General features: G+C 67.9%; 24 protein-coding genes and 6 tRNA genes. 2 read left to right on the top strand and 28 right to left on the bottom strand.

Going from position 1 to position 26,391, the window contains the following annotated elements; translation table 11 throughout:
• Nucleotides 1–4 precede the first annotated feature (4 nt).
• The 13 genes from HUA76_RS42500 to HUA76_RS42560 all read right to left on the bottom strand — a co-directional run bounded on the left by HUA76_RS42500 (nt 5) and on the right by HUA76_RS42560 (nt 14,158).
• Complete coding sequence (locus HUA76_RS42500) at nt 5–262, bottom strand: BolA family protein (RefSeq protein ID WP_141642427.1); 258 nt, start codon at nt 260–262, stop codon at nt 5–7.
• Nucleotides 262–807, bottom strand: a complete 546-nt coding sequence (locus HUA76_RS42505) for a YqgE/AlgH family protein (RefSeq protein WP_141642428.1) — start codon at nt 805–807, stop codon at nt 262–264. The genes HUA76_RS42500 and HUA76_RS42505 overlap by 1 nt, the downstream gene beginning before the upstream one ends.
• Nucleotides 808–893: 86 nt before the next feature.
• Nucleotides 894–1,355, bottom strand: coding sequence for a response regulator (locus HUA76_RS42510; protein WP_141642429.1), 462 nt, complete (start codon nt 1,353–1,355; stop codon nt 894–896).
• Nucleotides 1,356–1,448: 93 nt separating this feature from the next.
• On the bottom strand, nt 1,449–2,261 hold the full coding sequence (locus tag HUA76_RS42515) for an ABC transporter permease subunit (RefSeq protein ID WP_174464174.1): 813 nt from the start codon (nt 2,259–2,261) through the stop codon (nt 1,449–1,451).
• 193 nt (nt 2,262–2,454) lie between these two features.
• Nucleotides 2,455–3,339: an ABC transporter permease subunit gene (locus tag HUA76_RS42520; RefSeq protein ID WP_141642431.1), complete on the bottom strand. Its 885-nt coding sequence runs from the start codon at nt 3,337–3,339 to the stop codon at nt 2,455–2,457.
• Nucleotides 3,340–3,502: 163 nt separating this feature from the next.
• Nucleotides 3,503–5,089 carry a peptide ABC transporter substrate-binding protein gene (locus tag HUA76_RS42525; protein ID WP_254614867.1) on the bottom strand — a complete coding sequence of 529 codons (1,587 nt, stop codon included), beginning with the start codon at nt 5,087–5,089 and terminating at the stop codon, nt 3,503–3,505.
• 242 nt (nt 5,090–5,331) lie between these two features.
• The gene (gene lon, locus HUA76_RS42530) at nt 5,332–7,782 is read right to left on the bottom strand and encodes an endopeptidase La (protein ID WP_141642433.1); all 2,451 of its coding nucleotides are present in this window, start codon (nt 7,780–7,782) and stop codon (nt 5,332–5,334) included.
• 198 nt (nt 7,783–7,980) lie between these two features.
• Nucleotides 7,981–10,050, bottom strand: coding sequence for a prolyl oligopeptidase family protein (locus tag HUA76_RS42535; protein ID WP_254614855.1), 2,070 nt, complete (start codon nt 10,048–10,050; stop codon nt 7,981–7,983).
• A 288-nt stretch (nt 10,051–10,338) separates the two neighbouring features.
• On the bottom strand, nt 10,339–11,622 hold the full coding sequence (gene clpX / locus HUA76_RS42540; protein ID WP_141642435.1) for an ATP-dependent Clp protease ATP-binding subunit ClpX: 1,284 nt from the start codon (nt 11,620–11,622) through the stop codon (nt 10,339–10,341).
• A gap of 215 nt (nt 11,623–11,837) precedes the next feature.
• Complete coding sequence (gene clpP, locus HUA76_RS42545) at nt 11,838–12,458, bottom strand: ATP-dependent Clp endopeptidase proteolytic subunit ClpP (RefSeq protein WP_141642436.1); 621 nt, start codon at nt 12,456–12,458, stop codon at nt 11,838–11,840.
• A gap of 51 nt (nt 12,459–12,509) precedes the next feature.
• Nucleotides 12,510–13,787: a trigger factor gene (tig, locus tag HUA76_RS42550; RefSeq protein ID WP_174458560.1), complete on the bottom strand. Its 1,278-nt coding sequence runs from the start codon at nt 13,785–13,787 to the stop codon at nt 12,510–12,512.
• 101 nt (nt 13,788–13,888) lie between these two features.
• Nucleotides 13,889–13,970, bottom strand: a tRNA-Leu gene (locus tag HUA76_RS42555).
• Nucleotides 13,971–14,085: 115 nt separating this feature from the next.
• A tRNA-Lys gene (locus HUA76_RS42560) sits at nt 14,086–14,158 on the bottom strand.
• A 392-nt stretch (nt 14,159–14,550) separates the two neighbouring features.
• Here HUA76_RS42560 and bet point away from each other — a divergent pair.
• On the top strand, nt 14,551–15,642 hold the full coding sequence (gene bet, locus HUA76_RS42565) for a phage recombination protein Bet (protein ID WP_174464177.1): 1,092 nt from the start codon (nt 14,551–14,553) through the stop codon (nt 15,640–15,642).
• Nucleotides 15,643–15,790: 148 nt separating this feature from the next.
• Here bet and HUA76_RS42570 read toward each other — a convergent pair.
• The 13 genes from HUA76_RS42570 to HUA76_RS42630 all read right to left on the bottom strand — a co-directional run bounded on the left by HUA76_RS42570 (nt 15,791) and on the right by HUA76_RS42630 (nt 23,409).
• Nucleotides 15,791–15,864 (bottom strand) — tRNA-Arg (locus HUA76_RS42570).
• A 23-nt stretch (nt 15,865–15,887) separates the two neighbouring features.
• Nucleotides 15,888–15,961, bottom strand: a tRNA-His gene (locus HUA76_RS42575).
• An 84-nt stretch (nt 15,962–16,045) separates the two neighbouring features.
• Nucleotides 16,046–16,122 (bottom strand) — tRNA-Arg (locus tag HUA76_RS42580).
• 36 nt (nt 16,123–16,158) lie between these two features.
• Nucleotides 16,159–16,232: transfer RNA gene (locus HUA76_RS42585), tRNA-Pro, on the bottom strand.
• Between the two features lie 70 nt (nt 16,233–16,302).
• A complete protein-coding gene (locus HUA76_RS42590; RefSeq protein ID WP_174464178.1) occupies nt 16,303–16,908 on the bottom strand; it encodes an XTP/dITP diphosphatase in 606 nt (201 codons plus the stop codon).
• Entirely contained in the window at nt 16,905–17,618 is a 714-nt protein-coding gene (gene rph, locus HUA76_RS42595) for a ribonuclease PH (protein WP_141642439.1), read from the bottom strand. Before rph ends, HUA76_RS42590 begins: the two co-directional genes overlap by 4 nt.
• 87 nt (nt 17,619–17,705) lie before the next feature.
• Complete coding sequence (locus HUA76_RS42600) at nt 17,706–18,515, bottom strand: N-acetylmuramoyl-L-alanine amidase (protein ID WP_174458558.1); 810 nt, start codon at nt 18,513–18,515, stop codon at nt 17,706–17,708.
• Between the two features lie 84 nt (nt 18,516–18,599).
• Nucleotides 18,600–19,640, bottom strand: a complete 1,041-nt coding sequence (gene selD, locus HUA76_RS42605; RefSeq protein ID WP_371823613.1) for a selenide, water dikinase SelD — start codon at nt 19,638–19,640, stop codon at nt 18,600–18,602.
• 72 nt (nt 19,641–19,712) lie between these two features.
• Nucleotides 19,713–20,648 carry an FHA domain-containing protein gene (locus tag HUA76_RS42610; RefSeq protein ID WP_174458602.1) on the bottom strand — a complete coding sequence of 312 codons (936 nt, stop codon included), beginning with the start codon at nt 20,646–20,648 and terminating at the stop codon, nt 19,713–19,715.
• A gap of 5 nt (nt 20,649–20,653) precedes the next feature.
• Entirely contained in the window at nt 20,654–21,376 is a 723-nt protein-coding gene (locus HUA76_RS42615) for a lipopolysaccharide assembly protein LapB (protein WP_141642442.1), read from the bottom strand.
• Nucleotides 21,377–21,417: 41 nt separating this feature from the next.
• Nucleotides 21,418–22,122, bottom strand: a complete 705-nt coding sequence (locus tag HUA76_RS42620) for a hypothetical protein (protein ID WP_174458556.1) — start codon at nt 22,120–22,122, stop codon at nt 21,418–21,420.
• Nucleotides 22,119–22,895: an outer membrane protein assembly factor BamD gene (locus HUA76_RS42625; protein WP_174458555.1), complete on the bottom strand. Its 777-nt coding sequence runs from the start codon at nt 22,893–22,895 to the stop codon at nt 22,119–22,121. Before HUA76_RS42625 ends, HUA76_RS42620 begins: the two co-directional genes overlap by 4 nt.
• A gap of 10 nt (nt 22,896–22,905) precedes the next feature.
• Complete coding sequence (locus HUA76_RS42630) at nt 22,906–23,409, bottom strand: regulatory protein RecX (RefSeq protein WP_141642445.1); 504 nt, start codon at nt 23,407–23,409, stop codon at nt 22,906–22,908.
• Nucleotides 23,410–23,444: 35 nt separating this feature from the next.
• On the opposite strand from HUA76_RS42630, the gene HUA76_RS42635 reads away from it, so the two are divergent.
• Nucleotides 23,445–24,182, top strand: a complete 738-nt coding sequence (locus HUA76_RS42635; RefSeq protein ID WP_141642446.1) for a hypothetical protein — start codon at nt 23,445–23,447, stop codon at nt 24,180–24,182.
• Nucleotides 24,183–24,456: 274 nt separating this feature from the next.
• Here the strand turns inward: HUA76_RS42635 and HUA76_RS42640 are convergent, their stop codons facing one another.
• Together HUA76_RS42640 and rpsI are read right to left on the bottom strand one after the other, a co-directional pair.
• A complete protein-coding gene (locus HUA76_RS42640) occupies nt 24,457–25,842 on the bottom strand; it encodes a type IV pilus twitching motility protein PilT (protein WP_174464180.1) in 1,386 nt (461 codons plus the stop codon).
• 136 nt (nt 25,843–25,978) lie between these two features.
• On the bottom strand, nt 25,979–26,380 hold the full coding sequence (gene rpsI / locus HUA76_RS42645; protein ID WP_046712181.1) for a 30S ribosomal protein S9: 402 nt from the start codon (nt 26,378–26,380) through the stop codon (nt 25,979–25,981).
• Between the last annotated feature and the right edge of the window lie 11 nt (nt 26,381–26,391).

Consider the following 26,391-nt stretch of genomic DNA (forward strand, 5'->3'; position numbering starts at 1 on the left):
TTCGTTAGCGGTTCCCGAGCTTCTTCCACTGCTCGGGCGAGTAGGTCTTAAGGGCCAGGGCATGCAGTTCGCCCGACTTCAGCCATTGCTGGAGCGGCGCGTACACGAGCTGGTGTTGCTGAACCATCGCCTTACCGGCGAAGTCGGGGCTGATGACACGGGCCTCGAAGTGGTCGCCCGTCCCCGTGGTGTCCTGGACCTCCACCTCGGAGCCCGGCAGGGCCTCCAGGATTCGGCTGCGGACGAAGTCTGCGTCAAGCATCAGTTCATTCCCCTTCCCATCACCAGCATGGCTGGGTCCACGCCCATGCCACGCAATGTCGTCTCCCACAACTTGCCAGGCTCCATATCCAGCACCGCGTCCGCGCTGGCCTCGGTGAAGAGCCAGGAGCCGGCGGCAATCTCGCTCTCCAGTTGCCGGGGTCCCCAGCCCGCATAGCCCAGGCAGAAGCGCAGGCGGGGCGCCCCGCGCTCCAGCAGCGGCCCCAGGGCATCCAGCGTCACGCTGAGGAACAGTCCGGGAAGCACCGAGTGCTTCTCCAGGACACCTCCGTCGTCGTGCAGCACGAAGCCCCGTTGAGGCTCCACGGGGCCGCCGACGAAGACGGGCTGGCTGGTGCGCTCCGTGTGGATGTCCAGGTTCTGCCCGCGCGCCAGCTCGCCCAGGGTCAGCGGTGCGCCCCGGTTGACGACGAGCCCCATGGAGCCGGACTCCCCATGCTCAATCATCAGGATGACGGAGCGGTAGAAGTTGGGGTCCCCGAGCTGAGGCATGGCCAGCAGGAAGCCGGGAGCGAGGTTCTTCACGAGCCGAGCATCAACCGTTCGAGCGGGCGGCGCAACCGGAACCGCCCCCGTCGGGGCTCGCTCCGAGCACGCCGCCGCCCTGGCTTTCAGTGCCAGCTGGTGTGCTTGGACTGCAGCGCCTCGGAGAGTCGCTCCGGGTTGAGCGGCTTGCCGATGAAGAGGTCCGCGCCCAGGCCCTTGCACTTGCGCGCCATGGCCGCGTCGCTCATCGCGCTCACGCCGATGAGGACCGCTTGCGGGAAGCGCTCGCGCAGTCGGGACATCAGCGTGGCGCCGCTGCGACCGGGGAGGAACACGTCGACGATGGCGGCATCCATGCGCTTGTTGCGCACGGCGAACTCCGCCTCCTCGGCGCTGCCCACGGGCATGGGCTCGTATCCCCAGCCCGCCAGCATCTCCACCAGGATTTCGCGGTGGGATGGATCATCCTCCACGACAAGGACCGAGCTGCGCACGGTCTCCACCTTCAACTCGTCGCTGCGTTCCGTGCGCTCCTTCGCGTCGTGGCCGAGCACGGGGATGGTCTCTTCAGTGGTAGGCAGGGACATGAGGGCACCGGTTGGGCAAAAGGTTTCCGTGTGATGGGAACCCACATTTCCACGGTGGGAATTCCTCACACCCACCGGTGCCCCGGTGCCTGCTCAGGTGGCCTTGCGAGGGCTCGCCGAGAGTGCCTGTGAGGCGAGCGAAGCGCCGAGCACCAGGAGGACGAGCAGCGCCCAGGCGGGCAGGACGACGCGAGCGCCGCCCTCGTAGATGAGGGCCGCGTAACTGGTACCCAGGTAGCGCCCGAGCGACATGGGCTCCATTCGCGCGATGCCGAAGAAGCTCACGGTGGACTCGGTGAGGATGGCGGTGGGCAGGCGGCTGAGGAACACGGCCAGGGCGAAGGGGCGCAGGGCGGGCCAGAGGTGGACGCGCAACACGTGCGTGCCGCCACCGCCGAGTGCTCGGGCCGCGGCGACGAACTCCTGTCCTTCCAGTGTGGCCAAGCGATTGCGGAACATGCGAGCGGGGCCCGCCCAGCCGACGAGCGCGAGTGACGCCACCATCAATCCGAAGGGGCCCAGGCCGCCGCTGTGTCCCGCGTCCGCGAGGGATTGGCCCGCGAGTTGGAGCACCATGACGACGAGCACGTCGGGCAGGGCGAAGACGGCGTCCACGCCGCGCAGCAGGGCCTGTTCCCACGCGCCACCGACGAGTCGAGCCACGGCCGCGACGATGAGACCGATGAGCGTGGACAGCCCGCCCGCGCACAGGCCCACGGCGAGGGACACCCAGAGCCCACCAAAGGCCAGCTCGCACACGGTGCGGTCCGGCCGCGTCGGGTCCACGCCCAGCGGACAGGTGCTGGCGAGCCAGTCAGGGAACAGGCGCCCAGCCACGAGGCTCAGCACGCCGAGGCCGACGAGGAGGATGAGCCCGAAGGTGGCGCGAGCAGGGACGCGACTCATGCGGGCACCTCGGGTGGGACCGGCGACCTCGGGCTCACCACACCGCGCATACGGCGAGCCCCGCGTGGGCGTGGCATCAGCGAGTCACACGACCACGGTCTCACGAAGCCGCGCGCGGGGCGCGCGTGACACGTGCGCGGAATCAGCGCATCGCACGACCCCGCTCCTGAGCAGGTGGATGCAGGAACAGGCCTCATGCGCGGGCTTCTCGTGAGCGAGGGTCCACCGCATACCGCGTGAGTTCTACCGCGAGGCTGACGACGACGAGCAGCGAGGCAAAGGTGGTGGTGGCCACCACGACGACGGCCACCTGTTTATTGAGGACGGCGAGGACGTAGAGCTGACCGAAGTACGGCAGGCCCAGCACACGCTCGGCGGCGAACGAGCCGGCGAGCAGCGCCGTGGCCACCGGCCCCACCGCGTCCAACAAGGCGGGCAGCACGTTGGGCAACACGTGACGGCGAAGCACCGTGCCGGGCGCGAGCCCCTTGCCCAACGCGGTGCGCACGTAGTCGCGCGACAGTTCCGTCTCCAGCGAGTCACCCACCAGGGTGCCCAGGAAGATGCCGGGCCAGATGGACGTGACGAGCGCGGCGCAAAGCTCCGGCAGCATGTTGCCGCGCTCCACCACGGCGGGAGCGAGCAGGAGCGCGGGGATGAAGACAGGGGTGCCGAAGGCCAGCGCGGGCACGACATCGCCCAGCGCGGCCCAGCGGCCCCGACGCCAGCGCGTACGCACCATCGCGAAGCCGAGCGCCCACGTCAGCGCCAGGGGCAGCGCGAGCAGTCCGACACCGACACTGCCGGACAGCTTGCGCGCCAGTTCGTCACCGGTGACTCCTTGCGCGCTCGTGCCCAGTCGCTCGCCGCGCCAGAGCTTCTGCCACGGCCGAAGAAAGCCCAGCGGCTCACCGATGCCCAGGTCCCGTCGATACGAAGCGGCCAGCTCCGGTGACACCTGTCGCTTCGCTTCGCTCTCCGTGGTGAGCGGCAGCATCGCCATGAGGAAGTACGAGGCCACCGCCACGAGCGGTACCAGCACGAGCTGTCGCGCCAGCTTCTGGAGCACCGACCTCATGGCGTGACCTCGGCGCGCTGCGACTCCACCGGGAGCCGCAACCCTGGTGGGGCCAGCGCCATATGCCACAAGCGCCCTGCCTTCATGGCGTGACCTCGGATCGCCACGGTTCCACCGGGAGCCGCCATGATGGTGCCTGCGCCACGCGCCACAAGCATCGCCGTCATGGCGCCACCTCGGCCTGCTTCGGTTCCGGAGCAGACCGGCGCAGCGTGCGCAGCGCCAGGAAGTTGAACGGGTCCACGTCCAGACCGCGAAGCGTGTCCCGAGCACGGAAGTAGCGGTCCGGGTGGTAGAGCGGCGCAATCACCGCCTGCTCCCCCACCAGCACCTCCTGCGCCTGGGTGTACAGCGCATGGGCGCGGGCCTCATCCGCCTCGCCATCCGCCGCCTCCAGGAGTCGCTCGAAGCGCCCCATCGGCTCCCCACCCGCCTGCGTCTCCCAGCCCGTCTGATGGTTGCCCTCGCGCTCGAAGAGCGTGAAGAACGTATTCGGGTGCGCGTAGTCCCCGCCCAATCGGCGCAGATACAGGTCATACGCGCGAGGCCCCTGCGCCGTGCGCCGAGCCACCTCCGCCATGAAATCCGAGCGCGCTTCCAGCACCACCTGCACACCCACGCGAGCCAGCTGCGCGGCCACGCGCTCCGCGATGGCGACCTCCGGCACGAAGTTGTCCCCAGCGCGATACACGAGCCGCAACGGCCGCTCCAACCCGGGCACCCCAGCCAGCTCCTGCTTCGCGCGCTCGGGCTCGTAGTGCGGCAGTCGCGCCGCCTCCTCCGTCGAAGCCGCACCCGGAAGTTCCGGAGGCAACAACACATGCGACGGACGCGAAGCCGGCAGCAACCCCGCCACCAGCGCTTCCCGGTCCAACGCCCGTGACAGCGCGCGACGCACCTCGGGCCTGTCCAGCGGAGCGCGCTCCGTGTTGAAGGCCAGGTAGTACGTCGACAGCAAGGGTTCGCGCTGCAGGTCCTCGGGCCGCTTCACGCGCAGGGCCGCGGCACTGTCCACGAAGACGAAGTCCACGCGGCCCCGCTCGTACAGCGCCGGGCCAATCTCCGACTTCATCAAGGTGATGACGGGCACGGGCGCCTCGCCGGGCACCAGCGGCGGAGGAAACGCCGAGCGCGGGTTGTACACCAACCGCACCCGCTCGCCCGCGCGGTCCCAGCTCTCCACGCGGTACGGCCCCAGCGCCAGCGGACGTCCGTCACGAGGCCGATCGAAGTAGTCACGGACCTCCTCATCCGCCCTGCCCTCCAGGTCCGCGGCTGGCGCCGGATAGAAGATGTAGACGTTGGCCACACGGGCCAGGAAGTAGCTGCGTGGATGCACCAGCGTCACCCGCAGCGTGTGCGCGTCCACGGCCTCCACGCCCACGCGCTCCATCGCCGCGCGGAGGTCCGCCTCGGGCGCCATCCGCTCCTGGAGCGCCAGCACCTCCGATGCGCCATCCAGGTCCGCCATCTCCCCGCGCTCCCGCCCGCGCAGCGCACGTCGCCAGCCGACGACGAAGTCCCGCGCGGTGAGCAGCGAGCCATCGGACCAGCGCACATCCCGACGCAGGTGGAAGACGTAGACCTCGCGGCCCTTCTCGTCGCGAGTGCGCTCCCAGCGCTCCGCCAGCCCCGGCCGCACCGAGTGGTCCGCTCCGAGAACCGTGAGCCCCCGCTGCGTGGCCAGCATCACCGGATAGTTGGCCCAGCTCTCGGGGTCCGAGTGACTCCAGTCCAGCGTGGTGGGCATGGCGGGCACCACCACCTTGACGCCCGCGTCGGGCTGAAAGCCGCACGGCCCGCAGGCCCCGGTCACCCAGGCCAGCAAGAGACACCACCAGGCGAGTCGCGCGCGAGGAGCCACCGGAGCACGTTGTACCCCGAAGCGCCGCTCCCCCGAAAAGGAGAAGCCAGGAGACCGGCGACTCCTGGTCGGCCGGCATCCTGGCTTCGGTACCTCACGGAGGAAACTCCTCCGCTGTCACCCCGGCACTAGGCCGGGGCGGGGGCGGGCGTGGACGGAAGGTCCGGCGGCGCGGCCTTCAGGCTGTCGGAGAACGGCTTGCGGCCGAACTCCTCCGGCTTCTCCAACACCAGCGCCTCGCGCAGCACGTCGTCCACGAACTCCACCGGGACGATGCGCAGCTGCTTGCGAATCTTCAGCGGGATGTCCTTCAGGTCCTTCTTGTTCGCCTTCGGGATGAGGACCGTCTTGATGCCCGCCCGGTGCGCAGCCAGCGTCTTCTCCTTCAGGCCGCCGATGGGGAGCACCCGTCCACGCAGGGTGATTTCACCCGTCATCGCGACGTCGCGACGGATGAGGACCCGCGTGAGCGCGCTCACCAACGCCGTGCAGATGGTGACACCCGCCGAGGGACCGTCCTTCGGAATGGCGCCTTCCGGCAGGTGGACGTGGATGTCGTAGTTCTCGAACACCTTGCGGTCGATACCGAAGCGCTCGGCGCGGCTGCGCACGTACGACATGGCCGCCTGGGCGGACTCCTGCATCACCTCACCCAGCTTGCCGGTGATGATGAGCTTGCCCTTGCCCGGCATCACGGTGGCCTCGGTGGTGAGAATCTCACCGCCCAGCTCCGTCCACGCAAGGCCGGTGACGATGCCCACCTGGTCCTCCTGCTCCGCCACGCCGTAGCGGTAGCGCGGGGTGCCCAGGAACTTCATCGCCATCTTGCGGTCCACCGCCATGTCCCGCTTGCCGTTCTTCAGCACGTCGCGGGCAATCTTCCGGTACACGCCGCCAATCTCACGCTCGAGCGAGCGCACGCCGGACTCACGCGTGTAGCGGTGGATGATGGTCTTCAGCGCCTCTCGGCTGATGTCCACCTTGATGTCCGCCAGCCCGTTGGCCTCCTGCTCCTTCGGGATGAGGTAGCGCCGGGCGATGGAGAGCTTCTCCGGCTCGGTGTACCCCGCGATGCGAATCACCTCCATGCGGTCCTGGAGAGGACCGGGGATGTTGTGCATCGTGTTCGCGGTGCAGATGAACATCACCTTCGACAAGTCGTAGTCGAGGTCCAGGTAGTGGTCGTTGAAGTTGTGGTTCTGCTCGGGGTCCAGCACTTCCAGGAGCGCCGCGCTCGGGTCGCCTCGGAAGTCCGTGGACATCTTGTCGATTTCGTCGAGCAGGAAGACGGGGTTGTTGCTGCCCGCCTTCTTCAGCGACTGGATGAGCTTGCCCGGCATCGCGCCGATGTACGTGCGCCGGTGGCCGCGAATCTCGGCCTCGTCACGCACGCCGCCCAGGGACAGGCGCACGAACTTGCGGCCCGTGGCCCGAGCAATGGAGCGCGCCAGCGACGTCTTGCCCACGCCCGGAGGACCCACGAAGCACAGCACGGGGCCCTTGAGCTTCTTCACCAACTGCTGCACGGCCAGGTACTCGAGGATGCGCTCCTTCGGCTTCTTCAAGCCGTAGTGGTCCTCGTTGAGCACCGTCTCCGCTTCCGTCACGTCGAGCCTGTCTTGCGTCTCGTCGTACCAGGGGAGGCTGATGATCCAGTCGATGTAGTTGCGGACGACGGTGGCCTCGGCGCTCATCGGGCTCATCATCCGGAGCTTCTTCAGCTCCTTCTTGACCTTGAGCGTGGCCTCCTTGCTCATCCGCTTGTTCTTCAGCTTCTCTTCAATCTCCTGAATCTCGTTCTTGAACTCGTCGCGCTCACCCAGCTCCTTCTGAATGGCCTGCATCTGCTCATTCAGGTAGTACTCCTTCTGGGTCTTCTCCATCTGCTTCTTGACGCGGGTGCGGATCTTCTTCTCCACCTGGAGAATCTCGATCTCCCCCTGCATCAGCTCGTACAGCTTCTCCAGCCGCTTGGCCGGGGACTCCGTCTCGAGCAGCGCCTGCTTGTCGTTCAGCTTCAGCGACAGGTGCGCGACGATGGTGTCAGCGAGCCGCGCCGGGTCGTCGATGCTGGCGACCTGCATCAGCATCTCTGGCGGGATGCGCTTGTTGAGTTTGACGAAGGCCTCGAACACGGAGTGGACGCTGCGAACCAGCGCCTCCAGCTCCACGCTCTTCTCCGTCTGCTCTTCGACCTCCTCGACCTCCACCATGAAGAAGGCGTCGTTGGGGTGGAACTTCTTCACCTTGGCCCGGCGCACGCCTTCCACCAGCACCTTCACCGTGCCGTCAGGCAGGGGAAGCAGCTGGATGACATGGCCCATGGTACCGAAGTGGAAGATGTCGTCAGGAGAGGGGTCATTCGTCTTGGCCTTCTTCTGGGCGGCCAGCAGGATGACGGCCTTGTCGTCCGGCCCCTTGTGAGCCATCGCGTCCTTCAACGCCGCGATGGACTTCTCCCGGCCGACGAACAGCGGAACCACCATGTGCGGGAACACGATGATGTCCCGAAGGGGCAAGAGCGGGACGGTGAGTCCCCGCTTCTGGGCTTCCTTCTTGTCGTCACGTCCGAAGAACATGTATCCGCCACCTGCTGGCCTACCGGGAGGGTAGGCCCCTGAAGAGTTGCCCGGTTGCTCGCCCGACGAGCGCTTACCCGGGGTGAAGCATGTCTATAACACGTCGGTTTCAGGCGCCGTTCCCCGCCTCAAGATTGGGGAACGACTTGCTGCCTTCAAGGGAACACCCGGAGCCGACTCGGGTGTCCGCCTGGGGTGTCAGCGGCCCTGCGCTGACTGCCCACCCTGGAGCCCTCCCACCTCCAACGCCTGGAACAAGAACGCGTACTGGTCCGCGCTGGATTCAATGCTCTTGGCCACCTGGTCCGCGCCACCATGTCCCGCGTTCATTTCGATGCGGAGCAGGGCGGGTGACAAGCCGCCAGGTGCGTTCTGCACCGCCGCGATGAACTTGCGAGCGTGCATGGGGTCCACCCTGTCATCGTGGTCCGCGGACATCATCAAGAGCGCGGGGTAGCGCACGTCCGAACGGACGTGGTGGTAGGGCGAATAGGCGTGAAGCGTCCGGAAGTCCTCGGCCTTCTCCGCCGTCCCGTACTCGGGAATCCACGTCCGCCCGCTTCCGAAGAGGTGGTAGCGCACCATGTCCAGCAGGGGCACCTGGCACACCACCGCGCCGTACAGCTCCGGGCGCTGAGTCATGGCCGCCCCCACCAGCAGGCCGCCGTTGCTGCCGCCCTGGATGGCCAGGCGGCGAGGCTGGGTGTACTTCTCGCGGATGAGGTACTCGGCGGCGGCGTGGAAGTCGTCGAAGACGTTCTGCTTGTTCGCCTGGCGACCGGCCTCATGCCACGACGTCCCGTACTCGCCGCCCCCGCGCAGGTTGGCCACCGCATACACGCCTCCCGCGTCCAGCCAGGGCAGGATGCTGGCTCGGAAGCTGGCCTCCATGTTCACGTTGAAGCCGCCATACCCGTACAGCAGCGTGGGGGCGTCACCGTCCCGCTTCAGGCCCTTTCGGTACACCAGGAACATGGGCACGCGGGTGCCGTCCTTGGAGGGGTAGAAGACCTGGTCCACGGTGTAGGCCGTCGGGTCCATGGGCAGCTCCACCTGGGCCCACAGCTCTGACTTCCCGCTCTGGACGGACGTCTTGTAGACGCGCCGGGGCGTGGTGAAGGACGTGAAGACGAAATAGGCCTCATCCTCGTCCTCCAGGCCGGACAGGTTGGAGGCCGCGCCCACGCCCGGCAGCTCCACCTCGCGCACGGGCTTGCCCCGCAGCGTCGTCACGCGGATGACGGTGGTGGCGTCCTTCATGTACTCCAGCGCCAGGTGCCCCCCGACGATGTTCATCGTCTGGAGCGAGGCCACCGGGTCCTCGGGGACGATTTCCTTCCACGAGGCACGTGCGGGGTTCGCCGGGTCCACCTCGAACACGCGCTGGCGCGGAGCGCCCTCGTCGGTGTTGACGTAGAAGCGGCCCTTCCAGGCCAGCGCGGTGTAGCGGGCGCCCTGCCCCTTCACCAGCAGACGGAAGTCCTTCTCCCCGGGCCGCTTCCAGTAGATGTCGTTCTCGTTCCAGCCCCGGAGCACATAGACGAAGAGGAACTGGCCGTCGCGGCTCAAGTCGCCCTGGAGGAAGGTGCTCGGGTCACCCGTGTGCGGGTGCACCAGCGCATCCTTCGCGGGGTCCTCGCCGAGCGCGTGGAAGCGCAGCGTGGTGTAGCCCGGCCGCGCGTCCACGGGGATGGAGGCGTCGGTGGGCAGCCACTCGTAATAGAAGCCCTTGCTGTCCGGCGTCCACCGGGGCTGGGCGTACTTGGCCCCCTCGATGACATCCGCCTTCGACCACTGGCCCGAGTCCACGTCCATCACGTGCAGCACGGCCTCGTCGGCCGCGTTGGGCTTTTGCGCGAAGACGAGCTTCTTGCCGTCCCACGAAGGTGCCCACGTGCCCAGCGACACGGAGCCGTCCTGGCTCCAGCCGTTGGGGTCCAGGAGGACTTTCTCCGCGCCCTTCTCACCGTCGCGCCAGTAGAGGACCGCCTTCTCCTTGTCCTTGTGGGTGCGCATGTAGAAGTAGCGGCCCGCGCGCCGGCTGGGCATGGAGATGGAGTCCACGTAGAACAGCTCGCGGAAGCGGCGCACCAGCGCGTCGCGGCCGGGCACCTTCGCCAGGGCCTCGCGCGCGACGGCATCCTGCGCCTTCATCCACGCCTGGACTTCGGGTGCCTTCTCGTCTTCCAGCCAGCGGTAGGCGTCCGACACCGGCACGCCGTGCACCGTGTCCACCACCGCGTCCACCCGTGTCGCCGGGTATGCCATGCGCGAGTGTTCCTCCTGGGCCCGCGCCCCCACCGGAGGCGCTTCCCGTTCCGCCGGCTTCGAGCCAGCGCAGGCAGAGAGCATCAACCACAAGGCGGGCAGGGGCAGCCGTCTCATGGAGCCAGCACATACAGAAAGCCCCACGCCCGTCCCACAAAAACCGTGGGCCGCCTGGAAGGCCGGCCCTGCTCCAGAATGGATGGGGCGCGTCGGGCCTGCTGCCTGGCCCTTGACGCGCCCCGTCACATCTCAAGGGGCCGCCCCTGGAAGAGGCGGCTCGGCGCCGCGCTAGGCGGATTCCTTCTTCGGCTCCGCGGGCTCTTTCTCCGCCGCGGAATGGAGGATGACGGGCTCGCTCTTCTTGAGGATGACCTCCTCGGAGATGAGCACCTCGCGCACCGTCTTGCGGGACGGGATTTCGTACATCACGTCCAGCATGGCCGACTCGAGGATGGAGCGCAGGCCGCGGGCACCGGCCTTGCGGCGGATGGCCTCGCTGGCGATGGCCTTGAGCGCGCCGTCGGTGAACTTCAGCGCCACGCCGTCCAGTTCGAAGAGCTTCTTGTACTGCTTGGTGAGCGCGTTCTTCGGCTGGTTGAGGATGTTGATGAGCGCGGGCTCATCCAGCTCCTCCAGCGCGGTGATGATGGGCAGACGGCCGATGAACTCCGGAATCATGCCGAACTTGAGCAGGTCCTCCGGCTCCACGTGCTTGAGCAGCTCCGTGAGGTTGCGCTGCTTCTTGGACTGGATGTCCGCGCCGAAGCCCAGGCTGCGGCCACCCAGGCGCCGCTCGATGACCTGGTCCAACCCGCCGAAGGCGCCACCGCAGATGAAGAGGATGTTGGTGGTGTCCACCTGCAGGAACTCCTGCTGAGGGTGCTTGCGGCCACCCTTGGGCGGAACGTTGGCCACCGTACCTTCGATGATTTTCAGCAGGGCCTGCTGAACGCCCTCGCCGCTGACGTCGCGGGTGATGGAGGGGTTCTCCGACTTGCGGGCAATCTTGTCGATTTCGTCGATGTAGACGATGCCGCGCTGCGCCCGCTCGATGTCGTGGTCGGCCGCCTGGAGCAGGTTGACAATGATGTTCTCGACGTCCTCGCCCACGTAGCCGGCCTCGGTGAGGCACGTGGCGTCCGCAATCGTGAAGGGGACGTTGAGGATGCGCGCCAGCGTCTGCGCCAGGAGCGTCTTGCCGCTACCGGTGGGGCCCAGGAGGAGGATGTTGCTCTTCTGGAGCTCCACGTCCTCGAGCGCGACCTTGGACTCGATGCGCTTGTAGTGGTTGTGAACGGCCACCGACAGCGTCTTCTTCGCCCGCTCCTGGCCAATGACGTACTCATCCAGCACGGCCTTGATTTCAGAGGGCCGGGGGATGCGCAGCTTGGTGTCCTTGGTCTCCTCGCGGTCGATCTCCTCCGCGATGATGTCGTTGCACAGCCCGATGCACTCGTCGCAGATGTAGACCGTTGGCCCCGCGATGAGCTTCTTCACTTCCTTCTGCGACTTGCCGCAGAAAGAGCAGCAGAGGGTCTGGTTGTCTCGCTTCTCCACGTTCTTGCCCGCCATGAAATCCCTCGCTGCGCCTGTAAAGCCGCCACCCTGCCTCGCGCCACCCGACCCGGCCCCAAAGCAATCTAGTCAGCCCCCATCAGGGACGTCCACGCGCCTTCCCGGTACTTAACAGGGAGAGTGGGTCGGCGCAGAAAGCAGAAAGCCGGAGGCGCGGGGACGAATTCCCGCGGCTCCGGCCACCGGCCGAGGCGTCAAGCCCCGGCGAACGGCTACTTCTTCTCGTCCTTGCCCAGCCCCACGACCTTTCGGGGGTTCTGGATTTCATCCACGATTCCGTAGGCTTTCGCCTCCGTGGCGCCCATGAAGTAGTCGCGATCCGTGTCCTTCTCGACGCGCTCGATGGTCTGCCCGGTGTGCTTGACGATGATCTCGTTGAGCTTCGCCTTCATCCGCAGGATTTCCCGGGCCTGGATTTCGATATCCGTGGCCTGGCCCCGCACCCCGCCCAGCGGCTGGTGGATCATGATGCGGCTGGAGGGCAGCGAGTAGCGCTTGCCCTTCGTCCCGGCGAGCAGGAGCACGGCCCCCATCGACGCCGCCTGCCCCACGCAGATGGTGGAGACCGGCGGCTTGACGTACTGCATCGTGTCGTAGATGGCCATGCCCGCCGTCACGGAGCCGCCCGGCGAGTTGATGTAGATGTTGATGTCCTTGTCCGGGTCTTCGGACTCGAGGAACAGCAGCTGGGCGACGATGACGTTGGCCACGTCATCGTCGATTTCGGTGCCCAGCATGATGATGCGGTCCTTCAGGAGCCGACTGTAGATGTCGTACGAGCGCTCACCGCGGTGCGTCTGCTCGATGACGTAGGGAACGGGCATGAAGGGCATGTCGACCTCGAGTAGCGGGCTGAAGCGCTGAAGACGGCTCGGAAGAGAACCTCAGGAATACTTCGCCCGGCCCTTCAGGAATTCAATCGTCTTTTCCTCGCGCAGTCGCAGAGACAACCCGAGGCGCTCGTCCGGACCCTTGAAGTACTTCTTCACGGCGGCCACCGGCTGGCCCGCCTCGACGGCGAGCTGCTCGATGCGCGCTTCCACGTCCGCGTCGGACGCCTGCACGCCCTCCTTGAGGGCGATGGACTCCAGGAGCAGCGTGCCCTTCACTTCCTGGAGGGCCTTCTCGCGCATCTCCTCGCGCAGCCGGTTGAAGTCCAGGTTCAGACGGCTGGGGTCCACGCCCGAGCGCTGCAGCTGCTGCAGGGCGCCACGCAGCATGGAGTCCATGGCGCGCTCCACCATGGCGCGGGGGACCTCGAACGGATTGCGCTCCACGAGCACCTTCACCAGGGCCTCGCGCTCGTCGTTGTCCGCTTGCGAACGGCGCGCCTTCTCCATGTCGGTGCGCAGCTTGCCGCGCAGCTCCTCCATCGTCTGCGCGATGCCCGTCTCCTTGGCGAACTCGTCGTTGAGTTCGGGGCTGATCTCCTTCTTCAGCGCCTTGAGGGTGACGTGGAAGCGGCCCGTCTTCCCCTTCACCTCTTCCACCCGGTAGTCCGCGGGGAAGGCGTAGTCGATGTCCTTGGACTCGCCCACCTTGACGCCTTCCAGGGCGGCGATCTTCGACTCCACCAGCTCGCCGGGCTGCACCTGGACGGTGATGCCCTCGGCCTTGCTGCCGGTGAACGGCTGGCCGTCCACGGTGGCGTCATAGTCCACGGTGGCGTAGTCGCCGGAGGCCGCCGAGTCGCGGTCGGCCACGGGCTCCAGCCGGCTCAGCGACTGGCGCATGCGGTCCAGCTGCTCGTTGACCTGCTCGTCGGTGACGGCGGCGTCCGACTTCGTCAGGGGCAGCTCCGCGTACTCCTTCGCCTCGACCTTGGGCTTGACCTCCACCCGGGCCTCGAAGGTGAACGGGGCGTCGGCCTTGAGGCCCGCGTTGGTCACCTGCGGGCTGGCGACGACCTCCACGTTGTGCTCGCGCACGGCGTCCAGGTAGGCGGTCTGCACCACGCGCTGGATGACCTCGTCCTCGACCTGGTCCTTGAAGCGCTGCTCCAGGATGCGCCGGGGAACCTTGCCCTGGCGGAAGCCGGGCAGCTTCACCTGCTTACTCAGCGCGGAATAAGCGCGGTTCAGCTCTTCCGCCACGCGGGCGGACTCGACCTCGATGGAGAGCTTCTTCTCAACGGGAGAGAGCTCCTCGACCTGGACCTTCATACGGGCCTCGCTCGCCGCCGCCTCGGACAGTCGTCCCGAGCGGCGCCGGTTAAGTGGGACGTGCGCCTTTAGGGGATAGGCACGAACGGGTCAACGCGAAATGGGCGAGGAGGGACTCGAACCCTCACACCTTGCGGTACCAGATCCTAAGTCTGGCGCGTCTACCAGTTTCGCCACCCGCCCGGATGCGCCGCGTGCCGTGTTCCGTACATACCGCGAAACGTCCGCTGGACATCAGCATGCGGCGGCTGCGCGGAAAAACAAACGGGGCCTCTCCATTGCTGGAGAGACCCCGTAATGAGAGCGGAGGGAATCGAACCCACAACCTATGGATTAAGAGTCCATTGCTCTGCCAATTGAGCTACGCTCCCGGCACTGCGCTTGGCCCGTCGGCTGCGTGACGTCCAAGTGGCGGCGGTAACTATAGAAGGCCGGCCGCGCTGTCAAAAAGTATTTTCGTCCCCCCTGCATTACCACGCTGAGCGATCACCTCTCGGAGACGCCGAGTCCGGGTGACGCCGCGCCGCCCGCCCCACGGGCTGGCGCCACCGTGGGTCCTCGCGCGGATGAAACAGACTCCCAGCACCTCTGTTGAACGAGGCCACGTCGGGCCTTCCTTCCCAGTCCACCGGGACGGCGGGCACGCACGGCCCCCCATTCGGGATTCGCACGGGTGCACCGCCGAGGCACAGGCGGGCGGACGGAGGTCGTCCGCCCTTTTCGCGCAGGACGTATGCAGGAGACGACAGTGACGGAAGCCAACATGTCCCCGAAGGTGGAGGAAACGGGCTCAGCCCTCGGCAACTGGAGCCGGGAGCGCATGGAGCTGATTCGACGCACCATCTGCCCGCGGGGAATCAGCGAGGACGAGTTCGCCCTCTTCATCGAGCAGTGCAAGCGCAGCGGGTTGGACCCCCTCCTCAAGGAGGCCTTCTGCGTGGCCCGCCGGCAGAACATCGGCAACCGGGAGCGCCCCAACTGGGTGAACAAGTACGAGTTCCAGCCCTCCGAGGCCGGCATGCTCGCCCGAGCGGAGCGCTTTCCGGACTTCAAGGGCATCCAGGCGAGCGCGGTGTTCGCCGAGGACGATATCGTCGTGGACCAGGGCAAGGGCGAGGTCGTGCACCGCTTCAATCCGGCCAAGCGCAAGGGTGCGCTGGTGGGAGGCTGGTCTCGCGTGGTGCGCGACGGAAAGCTGCCCGTCGTGGTGTGGCTGGACTTCAGCGGGTACGTCCAGCAGACGCCGCTGTGGGCCAAGATTCCCACGACGATGATTGAAAAGTGCGCCCGGGTGGCGGCGCTGCGCAAGGCGTATCCCGAGGCCTTCGGGGGCTTGTACGTCCGCGAGGAGATGCCGGCGGACGACTTCGAGCCGGTGGCCACAAGCCACGCGGAGCCCCCGGGCGCCTACGAGGTGCTGGGCGCGCGTCCCGGCCCGGTGAAGGCGTCCTTCCCCACCCTGCCGGCCGCCGCGCCCGCCAAGGAGGAGAAGCCACAGAGGCTCGACGTCGACGTGCCACTGGCGCCCCTTCCCCCCAAGGAGTCGGCGAAGGCCGTGGAGGTGGATGCCGCTGAAGCACCCCACTCCGCCGAGCCGTCCGCGCCGCGCGCCAGCCTCAAGGCCAGCGCCGTGGTGGTGGCGTTCGGCCCGTACAAGGGGAAGACAGCCTCGGAGCTCTCCGACGAGGAGCTGAGCGAGAGCATCGAGCTGGCGAACGAGAAGCTGATGGAGCAGCCCCGAGCACGCTGGGCCAAGGCGATGCGAGACAACCTGCTCGCGCTGGAGGCGGAGACGGAGCTGCGCTGCCGGGTGCCCACCGCCGACAAGGGCAACGGCGCCTCGCACGGAGCCTGATCCGCACCCGGACGCGGTGAAGTCCTCCTCCGCCGGAAGAGCCTCGGCGGAGGACGGGCCACGCGGATCCACGGGTGCGAAGGGGCGGGCGTCTCTCCGGAGGCGCCGTTGCTCGGGCACGGATCATCGGAGGGACAGGGTACTGGAGCGCGCTCGGAGGGACTTGAACCCCCAACCCCTGGGTTCGAAGCCCAGTGCTCTATCCAGTTGAGCTACGAGCGCAGAGTACGGAAGGGAAAAACGTGGGCGGCCAACCGGGGTCGAACCGGCAACCTCTGGAGTCACAGTCCAGCGCTCTAACCAGTTGAGCTATGGCCGCCGTTCCGCAACGGCGTTTGAAGCGTGGCTTCCCTACCGTGGAAAGCCGGGCCAGTTCAAGGCCCAAATGTCACGGCAGCCAGGTTGGCGCCCCAAGCAGGACTCGAACCTGCGACCCCCGACTTAGAAGGTCGGTGCTCTATCCAGCTGAGCTATTGGAGCTGGCCGGGCCGCCTGCTTCCACTTCGCTACTTAAAGTCGGGGCGAGAGGATTCGAACCTCCGACCCCCTGCGCCCAAGGCAGGTGCGCTACCAGGCTGCGCTACGCCCCGAAAAGTAGAGTGCGGCATTGTTGAACCATCGCGGACGGACGCGCAAGGACAACGTGTCTGACCAGCTCGCTCAAGTGCCCGTGGTGAGCATCAGCAGCCTGGGCTTCATCTTCCGGAAGGCCGCGCCCCGGTGCGACACGGCGGACTTCTCCTCCGGGGTCAGCTCCGCCATCGTCCGGCCACTGTCCGGAAACATGAAGATGGGGTCATAGCCGAAGCCATGCGTCCCGCTCGGCGCGTGGCCGATGCGGCCCTCGCACCGCCCCTCCTCCACGTGCGTCCGGCCGTCCGGCCACGCCAGCGCCAGCGCGCAGCGGAACGACGCCGTGCGCTTCGCGTCGGGCACCCCGGTCAGCGCGGAGAGCAGCTTCTGGTACCGGGCCTTGTCATCCCCCAGCGCGTACCGGGCGGACAACACGCCGGGCTGGCCATCCAGCGCGTCCACGCAAAGTCCGGAGTCGTCCGCCAGCGCGGGCAGTCCCGTGGCCCGGGCATACTCCAGCGCCTTCTTCACCGCGTTGGCCTCGAAGGTGTCGCCGTCCTCCTCGGGCTCGGGGATGGGCGGCAGGTCCCCAAGCGACACCACCTCCACCGAGTCCCCCACCAGCTCCCGCAGCTCGCGCAGCTTTCCCTTGTTGGTGGTGGCGAAGAGGAGCTTCGACGTGCCCGTCGTCATTCGAGGGCCTTGGCCTGCGCGACGACGAGCTGCTGGATGGCGGCGAGCCCCCCGTCGAGCATCGCGTCCATCGTCTTGCGGTCGAAGAGCTGGTGCTCGGCGGTGCCCTGCACTTCCACCATGCGCCCGTCCCCCGTGGCCACGATGTTCAGGTCCACGTCCGCCTTCGAGTCCTCCTCGTAATCCAGGTCCACGCGCACCTCGCCCCCCACCACGCCCACGGACACCGCGGCCATGGGCGTCAGCTTGGGCGTCTTGGTGAGGGTGCCCGCCTTCTGCAGCGAGCGCAGCGCGAGTACCAGGGCCACGTAGGCGCCCGTAATCGAGGCGGTGCGCGTGCCGCCGTCCGCCTGAATCACGTCGCAGTCCAGCGTGAGGGTGCGCGTGCCCAGGGTGGTCAGGTCCACCGCGGCGCGCAGGGAGCGGCCGATGAGCCGCTGGATTTCCATGGTGCGGCCGGTCTGCTTGCCCTTGGCCGCCTCGCGGTGGCTGCGCGTGTGCGTGGCCCGGGGCAGCATGCCGTACTCGGCCGTCACCCAGCCGGTGCCCTTGCCCATGAGGTGCGGGGGAACGCGCTCCTCGGTGGAGCACGTGACGAGCACCTTGGTGTGGCCGAACTCCACCTGCACGGAGCCCTCCGCATAGCGGGACACTCCGGGGGTGATGATGACGGGGCGAAGGTCCAGCGCACCACGTTGGAAGGAACGCACGGCGAGCTCCTGGGGAAGTGAGGCGAGCGTCCCTTCTCTACCAGAGCCGCGCGGCGCGCGTGGCGTCCCCATCGCCCGCCTGTCCACTCAGGGGGAGACGGGGCCCGCCACCTGGGCGGGCCGGGCGGCGTCCCGCCGACGCGTCTCACGCAGGAAGGCGAGCACGCCCTCGCTGATCGCCTCGGCCAGCTTCTCCTGGTAGTCGTCCCGCCCCAGCCGCATGCCCTCCTCCGGATGGGAGATGTAGCCCACCTCGACGAGCACGGCGGGGCACTCCACGCCGGAGAGCACGAAGAAGGGCGCCTGTTGCACGCCCCGGTCCGCCGCGCGTGTGCGAGCCACCAGGCGGGGGTGGATGGCATAGGCCAGCCGGGAGGAATCCGAGTGCGCCTCCGTGCGGACCAGGTCCTCGAGGATGAGCGCCAGTGTCGAGTCGCCGCGTGCCACGCGGGACATGGGCGCCTCCGCGTTCTCCCGGTCCGCCACCGCGAGGGCCGCCTCACCCGAGGCACTGGCGGACAGGAAGTAGGTCTCCACGCCCTCGGTGCGCGCGCGCATGCGGGGCGTGGGCATGGAGTTGGCGTGGATGGAGATGAAGAGGTCCGCGCCGTGGTCGTTCGTCATCTCCACGCGCTCGGTGAGCGTCACCAGCGCGTCGCGCTCCCGCGTCAGGTAGACCTCTCCACCCGCCGCCTCCAGCTTCGAGCGAAGCCGGTGGGCAATCTGGAGCGCCACTTCCTTCTCGCGCAGCGCGCCCGGCCCCTTCGCGCCTTCCTTGATTCCACCGTGCCCCGGGTCGATGACGATGCGCGCGGGGCGCTCGCCGGCACCGGCGGTGACGGGGACGAGCCAGAGGAAGGCAACGAAGGCCAGGAGGGGGCGGGGGGACAGCGGCATGCCGGGGTGGAATGCTAGCGGAGCCCCACCCCGGGCGCGAAATCCCAGCCCGGCCCGGGTTCGGAAGCTCGGCGGTCCGGCGGTTCAGCCGATGACTTCGATTGCGGGGCGCCCCGCCCGGACTTCACCGATGAGGGCCGCATCCACGCCCGCCTTCTCCAGGGCCTTGAGGGCCTTGAGCGCGTCGCTCGCGGGCACGCTGGCCAGCAGCCCACCGTTGGTCTGCGCGTCGGCGAGCACCCACTGAATCGCCTCCGGCAACCCCTTGGGGAAGCGGACCTTCTTCTGGACGTGGGCCAGGTTGGACCGGGTGCCACCGGGCACCACCCCCGCCTCGGCCAGCGCGGGCACTTCGGCGATGAGGGGGATGCGCTCCAGGTCGATGGCCGCGCGCGCCTTCGCGCCCGTCATCATCTCCAACAGGTGGCCCAGGAGCCCGTAACCCGTCACGTCCGTGAGCGCGTTCACCTTGAACCTGCCGGACGCGAAGACCTCGCCCGCGGCGCGGTTCAGGGTGGTCATCACCGCGACCACGCGCTTCTGGAGCTGCTTCGAGGCGAGCCCGCGCTTGATGGCCGTGGTCGCGATGCCCGTGCCCAGCGGCTTGGTGAGCAGCAGCACGTCGCCCGGCTTCGCGCCCGCGTTGGTGAGGACCTTCTTCGGATCCACCACGCCGGTGACGGCCAGGCCGTACTTGGGCTCCGGGTCTCGAATGCTGTGGCCCCCGAGGATGGAGATGCCCGCCTCCTCCACCTTGGACTGGCCCCCCGCGAGAATCTTCGACAGCACGGACAGCGGGAGGCTGTCCGGGAAGCCGACGAGGTTGAGCGCGAACAGTGGCTTCGCCCCCATCGCGTAGATGTCCGACAGCGCGTTCGCCGCGGCGATGGCCCCGAACTGGAACGGGTCGTCCACCACCGGCGGGAAGAAGTCCACCGTCTCCACCACGGCGAGGCTGGGCGAGAGGCGGTAGACGGCCGCGTCGTCGTTCGTGTTGAAGCCCACCAGGGCCTGAGGGGCACGGGAGGATTTCAGTCCCCCCAGGATTTTCGACAGGTCCCCGGCCTTGAGCTTCGCCGCGCATCCCGCGCAGTGACTCAGCTCGGTGAGGCGCAGGCGCTTCACCGACTTCGCGTTCGCCACGGCGTGTTCCCCTTTTCGGACCCGCCCGGATGAGGGGCGGGCCAGGTGTCCGACTCAGATGATGCGCACGTACTCGCGCTTGAGGAGCTGTACCAGACCCTCCGCCGTGACGACATCATCCGCATCCGCGCGGTCCAGCACGCCCACCAGGGTGCCCTGGTTGATGACCAGTTGGAGCACGTCCAGGAGCTCTGGCGTCAGCTCCTTGAGCGGCGCCGCCAGCGGGACGACGAGCTGGAGCATCGCCTCCGGGGGCGGCAGGCTCGGCTGGAGGCGCTTGAGTTCGTCGAGCTGACGGAGCGCATCCATCAGCAGCGCCTCCGTGGACGAGTCCAGCTCCACCATGAACTCCTGGCTGTCCGCCGGACGCAGCTCGAAGTCGCCCTGCTCCCAGGTGATGATGCGGTTGAAGCTCTTCTGCGGCCCCAGGTTGTGGTTCTCGTTGATGACCGCGTAGTACACGCGACCCTGGCGCAGGTAGATCTTCCCCTCCTGGGCGCTGTTGACGACCAGCACGCCGTTCTTCTTGGAGGTGTGGAAGAGCTGGAGCAGGTCCGGCAGGGGGATTTCCTCAATCTTCCCCGTCATGGAGCTGCCCTTGGTGGTGGTCCGCGCGGCCTGGGCGGCGGCGGCCTCCTCCAGCTTCAGCTTGGCCATGCTCTCGTCCACGTTGGCGCCGTCAGCGCCCTGGTGCACGAGCTTGAGGATGGAGGTGCCAATGAGGATGCGGTCCCCCTCCTTGAGCCGGGCCTGCTTCACCTTCTCGCCGTTGACGAAGGTGCCGTTGGTCGAGCCGAGGTCCTCGATGGTGATCTTCCCATCCGAGAAGCTGATCTTCGCGTGCTTGCGAGAGACCATGTCCTCGACGAGCACCATGTCCAGCTCGCTGGAGCGGCCGATGACGATCTGCTTCTCCGCCTTCAGCGGGAACTCTCCGCCCTGGTACTTCCCGGAGATGAACTTCAGGGCATAGGTCTTCGTAATATCCATGGTCATCAACCCGCCTGCTCCACCTTGCCGGGGTCCTTCACCAGGTTGAGATACATCTGCGCGCTCTTGTTGTCCGGGCTGCGCGCCAGCACGTCCTCCCACACCTGCACCGCCTCCGCCCTGCGACCGGCGGAGTACAGCGCCACGCCGTACTGGATACGGCCTGGGATGAAGGATGGGTTCTGGGCGATGACCTGCTCGTACTCGGCGATGGCCGCCACGTTGTCACCCGCGTCGCGCAGGGCGTTGCCCAGCTTGAGGCGGATGTCCACGAACTGGGGACACAGGCCCAGCGCGCGACGGTACTCCTCGACGGCCTTCTGCCAGGCGCCGCTGGACGCGTACACGTCGCCAATCTCGCCGTACATGTTGGCGATCTTCTTCTCGACGTAGGGGTCCAACTCACCGGGGCCGGTCTTCTGCCGGGACAAGGCGGCCTGGTAGACCTCCTTCGCCTCGGCGTACTTCCCCATGTCGTTGTAGATGACCGCCAGGTTCAGCGCCGCTTCGGTGTACGCCGGATTCAGGTTCAGCGCGGACTCGAACGCCCGCTGCGCCCGGGCGAACTGGCCCTGGTCGTGGTAGATGATGCCGAGCATGTTGAATACGTCCGCGAACGTCGGATTCTGCTCGACGATTTTCGCGAGGTACTGCTCGGCCTGGGCGTACTGCTTCTTCTCGAAGTAGCCGCGCCCGAGGGTCAGTAGCTGCTTGAGGGGCTCTTCCATGACTCGGCCCGTCCTCGGGCCCTGCCTCCGACGCAGGTAGCCTACATGAGCCCGGGCGAAAACAAGAATTCATCACCGTGAAGCGTGAGCGACAGCGACCGTTGGCCCCGGGTGTCCACCGGCCTCGACGGGAGAGAGCCCTGCAGCCGCCAGTGCTCCGTGACGACCGCCTCCTCCCGCTCCAAACGGATGTACCACGCCTCCGCCCGATAGACGCGTCCTCGCATCATCTTCAGCTCTTCCCATTCGGGTCCCGCCACTCCGGGATTTCCCGGCACGGTCAGCCGACTCAGGGCCTCCGCGTTCGCCGTCTCGAGCGCGCGGCGCCGGGCCTCCAGCGCGGCCACCACGGCGACCAGTCGGGGGGCGGCGGAGGGCTCGGGTTCCCAGTCTCCATTCTTGAAGACGAAGGGCACGCGCTCCACGCCGGCCGTGCCCACCTGGGTAGGGCCCAGCGTCCCCTTGAAGTCGAGGGTGGCGAAGGCCTCCGCCCGCTTCGCACCGGGCTCCACCGTCACGGTGATGCGGGCGAAGTGGTGCTCCTGGGAGACGAGCGGCACGGCCGCGTGGGGGATGGGCAGGGAAAGCCCGTAGGCCTCGGTCTGCTTCAGGACGGTGATGACCTCCGCCTCGGGCCCCGCGGCGAAGCCCAGGAGCCGGGGGACGAGCACCGCGCAGGCGGCGAGCACCGCCAGTCCGGCGATGAACAGGCCGCCCAGGCGACTCCACTGCTGCGTCGTCCTCACGTGCCCAGCATGCGCTGGGCCTTCTCCGCGGCGGGAGTCCCGGGCAGGCGGCGCAGCACCTGGCGCAGCGTCTCCTCCGCGCGCTTCGGGTCATTCAGCTTCACGTACGCCTCATGCAGGTCGAAGAGCGCCTCCTCCTCGAAGGGCGTGCCCGGGTACTTGGTGAGCAGGGCCTCCAGTCGCTGGGCGACGGCCTTCCAGCGCTCGCGCTTCGTGTAGAAGCGGGCCACGTACAGCTCGTGCTCGGCCAGCCGCTTGCGCGCCTCGTCCGCATGCTTCTTGGCCTCCGGGGCGAACTCCGAATCGGGGTACTGGCGGAGGAACTCCTCCATGGTGGACAGCCCCGCGCGAATCTCCACCTGGTCCTTCTCCTCCGAGGGCGGGAGGGCGAAGAAGTCGGAGGGATACTCCTCCACGTGGGTGAGGGCGGAGCGGAAGGCGGCGTAGTCCACCTTGGCGTGGGTGGGGTGGAGCTTGATGAAGGACTGGTACTGGTCCCGGGCCTCCGGAAAGGCCTCGCGAGCGAAGTCCAGGTCCGCCAGTCGCAGCTCCGCTTCGCGCGCGGCCTCCTGGTAGGGGAACTTGGCGCGGACGTACTCGAAGTACTTCTGGGACTTGAGGAAGTCCTTGTTCTCCAGGGCCTCGCTGCCGAGTCGGAGGTTCTCCTCGGCGGTGACGGCGTAGTCAGGGTCTCCGCCCTGCGTGCCGGAGAGGGCGGCGCAACCGGAGGTGAGCAGCAGGACGGTGGTCAGGAAGGCGACGGCGGAACGCATCGGCGCCACGCTATTCGTCCGGCCCCGAGGGGTCCAGCGAAGGTTCTCCCAGGAGCTGATGGATGACGTCCTGGGAGAATCCACGACCCGACAGGAACCGTGCGGCGCGGGCCCACGCCTTCCCGTCGGGCGGGCGAGCCGACAGCCCCCGCTTCTCCAGGGCCGTGCGCGCGGCGGCCACCGCGTCGAACTCCACCGCGTCCCGGGCGGAGTCGAGCGCACCTTGGGCCTCGTCCTCGGACAACCCATGGGAGTGGAGGCGATGGAGGACGGCCGCGGGCCCCTTGCCGCCCTTCAGGAGGGAGGCGGCGCGCTCGCGGCCGAAGCGGGTGTCGTCGAGGTAACCCCAGCCCTGGAGCCGGGCGAGCGCGGCGGCGCGCACGGAGGACGGGAAGCCCTTTTTCTCCAGGGCCTGGAGCAGCTCGTGGCGGGTGCGGGCGCGGGCCGCCAGGAGCTTGAGGCCCGCATCCGTGGCGCGCTGGACGGCCTCCGGTCCTTCATCCTCCGAGAGCATGGCGGGATACGTAGCATGTGGTAACAGGCGCGGGCATGCACCCTGTCCTCGCCCGCTTCCTCACGGCCGATGTCGCGAAGGAGACGCTCCGCAAGCAGCAGGCGGGAGAGTCCCTCGCTCCGGAGGAGAAGTCCTTCACCGAGGCCGCCAAGGCTCACCCGCGCCAGGCCTCCATCCTCATGGACGTGGGAGGCCGCGTCCTGTCCTCGGATGCCCAGGCCGCGCTCGTGCTGCTGGCGGCCCATGCCTCGGCGCGCGCGCTGATGGAGGACGCGGAGCTGGCCGAGCCGGCTCGCAAGGCCCGCGAGGCGCTGGCCGAGGAAGGCGCCAGTGAGGAGGAGACGGACGCGTTCATCGCCTCCATCCTCCTGGAGGAAGCCTTCGGCTACGCGCAGGACGTGGATTCGTTCGACCGGGACTACGTGAAGGAGTCCCTGGGCGAAGTACCCGCGCTGGCGGGGCTCACCAAGGAAGCGGTGGACGCCCTCTTCCTTGGATTCGTGAAGGGCGCGCCGAACGACGGCGAGCGCAAGGTGCGGGAGACCATGGCCCGCGCGCTCTTCGACATCGCCTGGGAAGAAGGGCCCGCGCCCATCAACCCCGAACACATCGATTCACTCTTCGACGCGGAGATCGCCAACAAGCCCGAGGAGGAGCAGGAGGCCAAGGTGCACGCCACCGCGCAGTTGCTCCAGGTGCTCTCGCGTGAGGGACTCATGGGGCCGCTGCGCCTGTCGCGGCTGCGCGCCATGCTCGGTGAGGAAGACGCGTAGAGACGAAGCTCGCGGCTGAAGGGCCCGGGGCGACTGGAGGGGCGAGCCCCCTGCCCTGCCTCAACGTCAAGCGCTCGGACGGTCCTGGTCAACCGCTGAACCGGCCGAAGCCACCGCTCGGAGCGAGCCGGCCCCTCTGGACGATGCGGCTCCCGCTCCGCGCGACTCACGCAGGCGAACCGTCCAGTCGGCGGGTGCTGACGGGCTGCCGTGCGGGGCGACTCACTCAGGCCAGCGGGCCCATCCGTTCGATTGGATGGGCACCGCTGTCACATCAGAAGCGTTCGATCTGGAAGTCGTCGTCGCCGCCGGCCGCCGGTGCGGGCGCGGGGGCCGGAGCGGGAGGACGTGCAGCGGGCGCGGGGGCCGGTGGACGCGCGGCCTGGGCGGGCGCGGGCGGGCGGGCGGCGGCGGGAGCCATGGGCGGGCCCGGACGCTGGGCCTGGGCGGGCACCGGCGTGGGCGGTGAAGCCGGAGGCGGCGCGGCGGCTCCCGTGGGAGCCCCCTTCTGCGCGAAGGCGGCCGAGCCGGGAATCGGGCGGGCATCGCCGGGCTTCGCGTCGAAGTTGTCCCACTTCGAGTCGGACGTACCGCTGATGCCGGAGAAGCGCAGCGCGAAGTCGTCCGGGTTGGACGCCTGCCGGTGGGCCTCCTCGTAGGTGACGAGCCCCTGTCGCACCAGGCTCATCAACGACTGGTCGAAGGTCTGCATGCCGTAGGAGTCGGTGCCCTGGGCGATGGCGTCGTGAATCTCCTTCGTCCGGTCCTTGTCCTCGATGAGCTCGCGCACGCGCGCGGTGACGCGCAGCACCTCCACCGCGGCCACGCGGCCCTTGCCGTCCGCGCGCGGCACCAGACGCTGGCTGACCACGCCCTTGAGCACGCTCGCGAGCTGGATGCGCACCTGCTTCTGCTGGTGTGGAGGGAAGGCGGAGACAATGCGGTTGACCGTCTCGGTCGCGTCCAGCGTGTGCAGCGTCGACATGACGAGGTGGCCCGTCTCCGCCGCGTGCAGCGCCGTCTCGATGGTCTCGTGATCTCTCATTTCGCCCACGAGGATGACGTCCGGGTCCTGCCGCAGCGCGCTCTTGAGCGCCTGCGCGAAGCTCATCGTGTCCACGCCCACTTCGCGCTGATTCACGATGGAGCGCTTGTCCCGGATGAGGAACTCGATGGGGTCCTCAATCGTCATGATGTGGCTGGTCTCGTTGGCGTTGATGTGGTCGATCATCGCCGCCAACGTCGTGGACTTGCCCGAGCCCGTCGTCCCCGTCACCAGGACCAGGCCGCGCTCCTCACCACAAATCTTCGCCAGCACCTGGGGCAGCAGCAGGTCCTGCATGGTCATCACCTTGAACGGGATGACACGCAGCACCGCGCCCACCGTGCCGCGCTGCTGGAAGACGTTCACGCGGAAGCGGCCCAGGCCCGGCACGCCGTACGCCAGGTCCACCTCGTTGCTCGACTTGAACTTCTCCTTCTGGAACTCGTTCATGATGCCGAAGGCCATGCGCGCCACCTCCTCCGGAGGGAGGCGACGACCGTCCTTCAACGGCACCAGCGAGCCATCCACCCGGAACATGGGAGGCAGGCCTGCCTTGAGATGAATGTCGGAGGCACCGCCGCGCAGGGCGATCTGGAGAATCTCATTCAGTTCCATGGGCGCCTGGAATCGTAGCAGACGCCCCCGCGCCGAAGCGACCGAGGGAAATGGTGAGTCCCGGAAAACACCACGGCGGAGACCCTCGTGAGAGAGCCTCCGCCGCGGGAGACAACCGAGCAACCAACCTGAGCGGTTAGCGCTTGGAGAACTGGAACCGGCGACGCGCGCCCGGCTGACCGTACTTCTTGCGCTCGACCGCGCGAGCATCGCGGGTGAGGAAGCCGGCCTTCTTCAGCGCCGGACGGAACTCCGGGTTGAAGGCGCACAGGGCGCGAGCGATGCCGTGACGGATGGCACCGGCCTGACCGGAGAGACCGCCGCCGCGAACGTTCACGGTGACGTCGAGCTTCCCCTTCTGCTCGAGGATCTCGAGAGGCTGATTGAGCACCATCTTCGAGGTCTCACGACCGAAGTAGTCGTTGATCTCCCGACCGTTGATGGTGACCTGACCCGTGCCGGGACGGAGCCACACGCGGGCGGTGGCTTCCTTGCGGCGGCCGGTGGCGTAGAAACCGAGCTCTTGGTGAATGGGCATGGACGTTGTCT

This window comes from Myxococcus sp. CA056, assembly GCF_013336715.1.
GTDB classification, from domain to species: Bacteria; Myxococcota; Myxococcia; order Myxococcales; family Myxococcaceae; genus Myxococcus; species Myxococcus llanfairpwllgwyngyllgogerychwyrndrobwllllantysiliogogogochensis.

Bases quoted from the DNA above. Each gene is read 5' to 3' on its own strand.
- HUA76_RS42500 (WP_141642427.1), bottom strand. From the start codon at position 262: ATGCTTGACGCAGACTTCGTCCGCAGCCGAATCCTGGAGGCCCTGCCG.
- HUA76_RS42510 (WP_141642429.1), bottom strand. From the start codon at position 1,355: ATGTCCCTGCCTACCACTGAAGAGACCATCCCCGTGCTCGGCCACGAC.
- HUA76_RS42515 (WP_174464174.1), bottom strand. From the start codon at position 2,261: ATGAGTCGCGTCCCTGCTCGCGCCACCTTCGGGCTCATCCTCCTCGTC.
- HUA76_RS42520 (WP_141642431.1), bottom strand. From the start codon at position 3,339: ATGAGGTCGGTGCTCCAGAAGCTGGCGCGACAGCTCGTGCTGGTACCG.
- HUA76_RS42525 (WP_254614867.1), bottom strand. From the start codon at position 5,089: ATGCCCACCACGCTGGACTGGAGTCACTCGGACCCCGAGAGCTGGGCC.
- lon (WP_141642433.1), bottom strand. From the start codon at position 7,782: ATGTTCTTCGGACGTGACGACAAGAAGGAAGCCCAGAAGCGGGGACTC.
- HUA76_RS42535 (WP_254614855.1), bottom strand. From the start codon at position 10,050: ATGGCATACCCGGCGACACGGGTGGACGCGGTGGTGGACACGGTGCAC.
- clpX (WP_141642435.1), bottom strand. From the start codon at position 11,622: ATGGCGGGCAAGAACGTGGAGAAGCGAGACAACCAGACCCTCTGCTGC.
- clpP (WP_141642436.1), bottom strand. From the start codon at position 12,458: ATGCCCTTCATGCCCGTTCCCTACGTCATCGAGCAGACGCACCGCGGT.
- tig (WP_174458560.1), bottom strand. From the start codon at position 13,787: ATGAAGGTCCAGGTCGAGGAGCTCTCTCCCGTTGAGAAGAAGCTCTCC.
- bet (WP_174464177.1), top strand. From the start codon at position 14,551: ATGTCCCCGAAGGTGGAGGAAACGGGCTCAGCCCTCGGCAACTGGAGC.
- HUA76_RS42590 (WP_174464178.1), bottom strand. From the start codon at position 16,908: ATGACGACGGGCACGTCGAAGCTCCTCTTCGCCACCACCAACAAGGGA.
- HUA76_RS42600 (WP_174458558.1), bottom strand. From the start codon at position 18,515: ATGCCGCTGTCCCCCCGCCCCCTCCTGGCCTTCGTTGCCTTCCTCTGG.
- HUA76_RS42610 (WP_174458602.1), bottom strand. From the start codon at position 20,648: ATGGATATTACGAAGACCTATGCCCTGAAGTTCATCTCCGGGAAGTAC.
- HUA76_RS42615 (WP_141642442.1), bottom strand. From the start codon at position 21,376: ATGGAAGAGCCCCTCAAGCAGCTACTGACCCTCGGGCGCGGCTACTTC.
- HUA76_RS42625 (WP_174458555.1), bottom strand. From the start codon at position 22,895: ATGCGTTCCGCCGTCGCCTTCCTGACCACCGTCCTGCTGCTCACCTCC.
- HUA76_RS42630 (WP_141642445.1), bottom strand. From the start codon at position 23,409: ATGCTCTCGGAGGATGAAGGACCGGAGGCCGTCCAGCGCGCCACGGAT.
- HUA76_RS42635 (WP_141642446.1), top strand. From the start codon at position 23,445: ATGCACCCTGTCCTCGCCCGCTTCCTCACGGCCGATGTCGCGAAGGAG.
- HUA76_RS42640 (WP_174464180.1), bottom strand. From the start codon at position 25,842: ATGGAACTGAATGAGATTCTCCAGATCGCCCTGCGCGGCGGTGCCTCC.
- rpsI (WP_046712181.1), bottom strand. From the start codon at position 26,380: ATGCCCATTCACCAAGAGCTCGGTTTCTACGCCACCGGCCGCCGCAAG.